We start from the raw sequence: 6093 nt of genomic DNA, 5'->3' as shown, positions 1-6093 counted from the left end.
GAGGCCTTTTCGGAAAAGATGACGCAAATCACTTTTCAAAGTGATCCTGCTCAGTGTATCAGGAAAGAAGAGTTGTGATCTTTGTAAAAGTAAACAGCAGGATATGGAAGGAACCGATCAGGGATCGGCATCTCATAGTACAGTCAAAATGCAGATAGGCCGAAAGGCAGAAAAGATAGTTTGAATAAGGTTTAGTGTTTAGTATAAGGTGTTTGAGCTTTTGCTAAGCTCAAAAAGAAACGGCAGGTGTTTTACGCCTGCCGTTCTTATGTATAGCTCTTTGGGTCCCTTGCCTAATCGTAAAGATGGCAGATCTTATATAATTTCTCCGTATCCAGAATGGTGATAGAACTGCCTTTTGTGGTGATCACCTGCTCTTCTTTCAAGTCAGATAACAGCCGTATCGTGGTTTCCTTGGCTGTCCCGACAATAGAAGCCAGATCTTCGCGGGAGATAGAAATCGTAAAATGGTCTTCCCCCTCCTGCTGCTTGTAAGTTTTCTGCAGCAACAGCAAAGCTTCCGCCAGCCGCTCCCGCACCGGTTTATAGGCCATCTGCACCATCCGCTCTTCGGCTTCCCCCAACGCATTGGAAAGCAGCTTCATCAGGCCGCTGGCAAAGTCCGCATTCTGGCTGATCAATTCCAGGAATTGTGACCGGGGTATAAAGCAAATGACAGCATCATCCAGCGCAACAGCCGAAGCAGAGTAGTTGGAGTCGGCCATGAGTGCCCGGTAGCCGATCATATCACCGGGTTTGGCCAGGCGAACGATCTGCTCTTTGCCGTCGCTGCCCATTTTGGTGATTTTGATCTTGCCGGAGTTGATGCAGTAGAGTCCGCTTGGTTTTCCTCCTTCATGAAAAATAAGCTGCCCTTTTTTGTAAGCAAAGCATGATTTCGTAGCTGAAAGCTGCTCCAGCTCTGTGCCTCTGCAGCAACCAAGCAGCGAGGCAGTTCTGCTTGTGCAGTTCCGGCAATCAGGAGTGGTGAATTTCATACGCAATCAAAATTCCGTAAAAGTATACATTCCCAGGATAGGTTGATGCTGTAGAACATGGCTTTTTTCTGAATCGTTCGGTTTCAGGTATAGCAAGGGGGTATACCTGAAACTAAAAAAGCACCCGCTGGAGGCAAGTGCTTTTTGTTGGGAGAAGCCGGTTTACTTTACGATCAGCAGGCCGTGCATGCGTTTGTAATGGTCCGGGTAGGTACAGACAAACTCATACACGCCGGGGCCTGGTGCCTTGAACTCCAGTTGAACCGTCTGACCGGGCAGTGCCAGAGGGGAAGCCGCCAGAATGACCGGGCTATCGGGCACGTAGTTTCCCGAAGCCCCTACCTCTGCTCCCGCCAGGGCCACCTTTTGGTACGTATTCCGTTGCGTGAACACAATGTTGTGAATTATGGTTGGGTGCGAGCCTTCGTTGGTCAGGTTGATCCGGACGAGCGCATCTGCCGTCACTTCCAGTGTGTCCTGGTCGTAGGCAATGGTTTGCAGATCGGTTCCGATCCCTTTTATGTTAATTTCATCAATGGGCTGCAGGGTCGTGTCCTGTTCTGTTTCCTGTTGCTTCAGCGGCTCTTCGTGGATCTGCTCCGGTCGCTGGGCTTCCTGTTCTGGTGTGGTTCCGTCGCACCCGAACAGGAAACTGCAGGCAAGAATAATCCATGCTATACCTGTCTTTTTCATCGTCAGCAAATGTTAAGCTGTAACCGGGCCACCGCTATCAACTGAAGAACTCCTCTTCCAGTCGCTTGTCGTGTCCGTAAATGTCTTCCCTGAAATGAACGTTGCCATGCTGGTCTACCCAGCTGGTGAAATATACCAGGTATACCTGAACCTTTTTAGGCAGGGTGACCCATACTTCCTCCCCACCGTTTATGGTTTCCCTGATCGTGTTCTCATTCCATTCCGGCATGTCCTGCAGCACATATTTGGCCAGTTCCATCGGTTTTTCGAGTCGCACACACCCGTGGCTGAAGCCACGTTGCGTCTGGCTGAAGAGTGAACCCGATGGTGTGTCGTGCAGGTATACCGCGTGCTCATTCGGGAAAAGGAACTTCATGGTACCCAACGAGTTTTTAGGTCCCGGACGCTGCCGCACCATGTACGGGAAGTTTTTCTCGGTCACAGTACTCCAGTCGATGGAGGACGGGGAAATCGGCTTCGGTTCTTTCTCTTTGGTGACGATCTCCATGTCCTGTTTATCGAGCCAGCCCGGATTCCGCAGCATGGCTGGCGCTACTTCTTTTTCTACAATGCTGTTCGGCAGATTCCAGTAAGGGGCTAGTACCACATATTCCATTTTCTCGCTGAAGATCGGCGTCGAGTGCATGGTTTTACCCACGATCACATTCATCGACAAGACCTCTTTGTAAGCGCGTTCGGCATCCGGTTCCCCGTCCGGGTCTTCGTATACATACAGCTTATACTCCGGGATATTTACCCAGATATATTTCTGGTCCAGGCTTTTCGGCACCAGGCGTTTGGGGATCCAGCGCCAGCGCTCCATGTTCATCATAATTTGCTGTATCCGGCTCTCGATGGGTACATTCATCATTTTGAGTGTATTGCCCCCCACTTTCCCGTCCTCGCTCAGGCCGTGCAGCATCTGAAAATTCTTTACCTGCGCTTCCAGTTTGTCATCAAAGACCCGCATCTTGGCATTGGTCGTGTCGATGTTTGCTTCGGGATTGAGGCGCTTGCGTACCATCAGCACGGCAGCGGCCGAATCCCCTTTCTCCAGTATCTTTTTAGACCCCAGCTTTACTTTTGCCCAGCCTCCTTTTTCTTCGATGGCCCGGTATTTTTCCAGGGCACTCCGCAGGTCCGTATACCCTTTGTGCAGGGCTTCAAACTCATAGTAGGGATAGGTGCTTTCGCGCTCTTTGAGAATGGTTTGCAGGGCCCTATTCAGTTTGATCTTGTTTTGCTTCACTCCCCACTGCACCTGCGTTACTTCCCCCGGATTGACGCGTCCGCGGTAAAAATCAGATGCATAATTGAAGTACGTGCCCGTCAGGGCGATGTCGATCTTCTGCTGCAAGTCCAGGCGGGCTGAGTCTTTGCGGCCCATCCCCTTGTAGCGCTCTATCATCTCGTCGATGTTCATTACTTTATACTTCTTCGGATCGAGTCCTTCTTTGGCAGCCTCATTCAGCGTAGCCAGCAGCTTTTCTGACTGGGGTACCAGTTCGGTGTCTTTGAACCAGGCGAGATCATAATCACGCTCCCTGTAAAAGAGGTAGATAAGGTCGTCGTGTTGCTTGAAGGCAGGTGTTTTGGCAATGAATTTCTTGATGTATAAACTGTCCGTTGTCGATTTCGATAAGGTATTCATGCCCAGCATATCTTTCACACCTTCTTCTTTCTTGTCTCCGCTGCGGTTGCAGGAAGCCATCAGAAAAAGGCAGAGCATGGCCAGGCCAAATTGTTTCAGTTTCAAATAGTTCAAAGGGTTCATGGTTGGTGATTTAAAAATCAAAGCTGTAGCAGTTGGTTTGGAAACTAAATCTGTTGTGAAGCAGGATGAAAGCCTTACTTTAAATTGTACTATTTACAAGGAGCTTTAGCGCTTCAGATAGTGGTTTTGCTTTATGTACTTCAGATTTGATAAAAATGTTCTGTAAGTCTTGCATACCCTGACCAATGGCCGCTTTCAGCTTACCTTTTCTCTTACAGGAGGCAGTTCCGGTTTACCCTGTCAACTGCATAACATTACATGTACCACAGGTTCTGCCGCGCAGACAGCCAGGCTTTTAGTCTTACTGTCAAATTATGTATCTTAGCCCTTCAATCTAAACTACCTATGAACCCATACCGTAATTATTTACTTGGCTTCAGCCTGGCAGGATGTCTGCAACTGGCCGCCTGTTCCACCCAAAATCCTGTTACGAATGAAACTATGACGACCCAAGAACAAGATATAGCCAAGGCGCCTGTCGATGTGCACAGCTTCGCCAAGCCAGCAGAAGCCGTTGCCCGGCACCTGGACCTGGACATCGCCGTGAGCTTTGACCAGAAAGTGATCAGCGGAAAGGCTACCTACCAGATTGAGAACCTGGCCAAGACAAACCAGATCATTTTTGACACCCGCGGCCTGAAGATTGAGCAGGTATACCTGGGCGAAGAGCAAACACCAACCACTTTCCGTTTGGGGAAAGAAAAAGAATTCCTGGGCAGCCCGCTGGAGGTGGACATCCAACCCGATACCCGCTTGGTCACGATCCTGTACAGCACCACGGCTAATGCGGATGCGCTGCAGTGGCTGAGTCCGCAGCAAACGGCCGGCAAGAAGCATCCGTTCCTGTTCACGCAGTCACAGGCCATACTGGCCCGCACCTGGATTCCGATTCAGGACAGCCCGGGCATACGCATTACTTACAGTGCGAAGGTGAAAGTGCCCAAAGAACTCATGGCGGTGATGAGCGCCGAAAACCCGCAGCAGAAAAACACCACGGGTGAATACACCTTCGAAATGCGCCAGGCTATCCCATCCTACCTGATGGCGCTGTCGGTCGGCGACATGGTCTTCAAACCGATTGGAAAGCAAACGGGGATCTATGCGGAACCTGCTACGATCGATGCGGCGGTATATGAGTTTGCCGAAATGGACAAAATGCTCGTAGCTGCCGAGAAATTGTATGGTAAATACCGCTGGGACCGGTACGACCTGTTGGTGCTGCCTCCTTCCTTCCCTTTCGGAGGTATGGAGAACCCGCGCCTGACGTTTGTGACACCTACCGTGCTGGCCAAAGACCGTTCGCTTACCAGCCTCATCGCACATGAGCTGGCGCACAGCTGGAGCGGCAACTTGGTGACCAATGCTACCTGGGATGACTTCTGGCTCAATGAAGGCTTTACGGTCTACTTCGAGCGCCGCATCATGGAAGAACTCTATGGCAAAGAATATGCGGATATGCTGAATGTGCTCGGTTACCAGGATCTGCAGAATACGCTGGAAGAGTTGGGGCCTCAGAGCGAGGACACCCGGCTTAAGCTGGACCTTGAAGGCCGCAACCCGGATGAAGGTTTGACTGATATTGCCTACGAAAAAGGCAACGCCTTCCTGCAGAACATAGAGCGGGTGGTAGGCCGGGAGCGGTTTGACCAGTTTGTGAACGAGTACTTCCAGACGTTTGCCTTCCAGAGCACCAACACGGACCTTTTCCTGGACTTCCTGAGAAAAGAGCTGATCCAGGGCGATGAAAAGGTGGCCGAACAGATCAACATTGAAGGTTGGGTGTATACGCCGGGCCTGCCGGAGAACCATGTGAAGCCCACTTCCAGCCGCTTTGCCCAGGTAGCTGATGCCTATACCTCCTGGAAGAACGGCAAACCCGCTGCGCAGCTCAATACCAAAGACTGGTCGAGCCATGAATGGCTGCATTTTATACGGATGCTGCCAGAGCAGATGACACCCCAGCAGATGGCCGACCTGGACAAGGCCTTTGGTTTTACCAATTCGGGCAATTCTGAGGTACTGGCCGCCTGGTTCATCCCTGCCATCCGGAACAACTATACCTCGGCGGACAAAGCAATGGAGACATTCCTTACCAACGTAGGCCGGCGCAAATTCCTGGTACCGATCTACAAGGCGCTCATCGCGACACCGGAAGGTAAGACAAAAGCCCGGGCCATCTATGCAAAGGCAAGGCCGAACTACCACGCTGTTTCCACGAGCACGCTGGATGAAATGTTAAAATAAAGACCTGCATGCGAGACATAAAAAAAGCCTCCCTTATAGAAAGGAGGCTTTTTTTTATGGGAACTCTTCTAACGAAAAACTCTGTCATCTTCTGGCCAGCGGGTTAAGCATGGGGAAGGACAGAGTTTTTTCCGTTCTTTTATAAGTGTTTACTTATTTCTGTGTTGGGCCTTGATGTTGATTTTACTCTCAGCAATCATGGTCAGCTTTTCATCCGTAGCCTTCTCCTCGTTGAGGGTCATTTGGAGCATGTCGAGTGCCTGGGTTTGGCCCAGTTGCTTGGCATAGGTGCAAACTGTACCATACCCTGCGATCTCATAATGCTCTACGCGTTGCGCGCAGGCAATCAGCGCGGCATCCATCACATCCGAGTCAGCGTTTTCA

Annotated in this window: 5 protein-coding genes; 1 reads left to right on the top strand and 4 read right to left on the bottom strand. The window is 50.6% G+C overall.

Annotated features, from left to right (window positions below):
- Positions 1-293: 293 nt before the first annotated feature.
- The 3 genes from OB13_RS12335 to OB13_RS12325 all read right to left on the bottom strand — a co-directional run bounded on the left by OB13_RS12335 (position 294) and on the right by OB13_RS12325 (position 3447).
- Positions 294-998 (bottom strand): Crp/Fnr family transcriptional regulator, encoded by a 705-nt coding sequence (locus OB13_RS12335; protein ID WP_461490472.1) that lies wholly within the window; start codon positions 996-998, stop codon positions 294-296.
- 162 nt (positions 999-1160) lie between these two features.
- Complete coding sequence (locus tag OB13_RS12330) at positions 1161-1691, bottom strand: plastocyanin/azurin family copper-binding protein (RefSeq protein WP_461490471.1); 531 nt, start codon at positions 1689-1691, stop codon at positions 1161-1163.
- Positions 1692-1728: 37 nt separating this feature from the next.
- Positions 1729-3447 (bottom strand): L,D-transpeptidase family protein, encoded by a 1719-nt coding sequence (locus OB13_RS12325; RefSeq protein WP_461490470.1) that lies wholly within the window; start codon positions 3445-3447, stop codon positions 1729-1731.
- A gap of 363 nt (positions 3448-3810) precedes the next feature.
- Between OB13_RS12325 and OB13_RS12320 the strand changes: the two genes are divergently transcribed.
- Positions 3811-5709: a M1 family metallopeptidase gene (locus OB13_RS12320; protein WP_461490469.1), complete on the top strand. Its 1899-nt coding sequence runs from the start codon at positions 3811-3813 to the stop codon at positions 5707-5709.
- A 149-nt stretch (positions 5710-5858) separates the two neighbouring features.
- On the opposite strand, the gene OB13_RS12315 is transcribed toward OB13_RS12320, so the two are convergent.
- Positions 5859-6093, bottom strand: a 235-nt coding sequence (locus OB13_RS12315) for a DUF892 family protein (protein WP_461490468.1), incomplete at its 5' end; no start/stop codon positions are given.

This window comes from Pontibacter sp. HJ8, assembly GCF_054824225.1.
The sequence above is the reverse complement of the archived record's forward strand: the minus strand, read 5'-3'. Positions and strand labels throughout refer to the sequence as shown.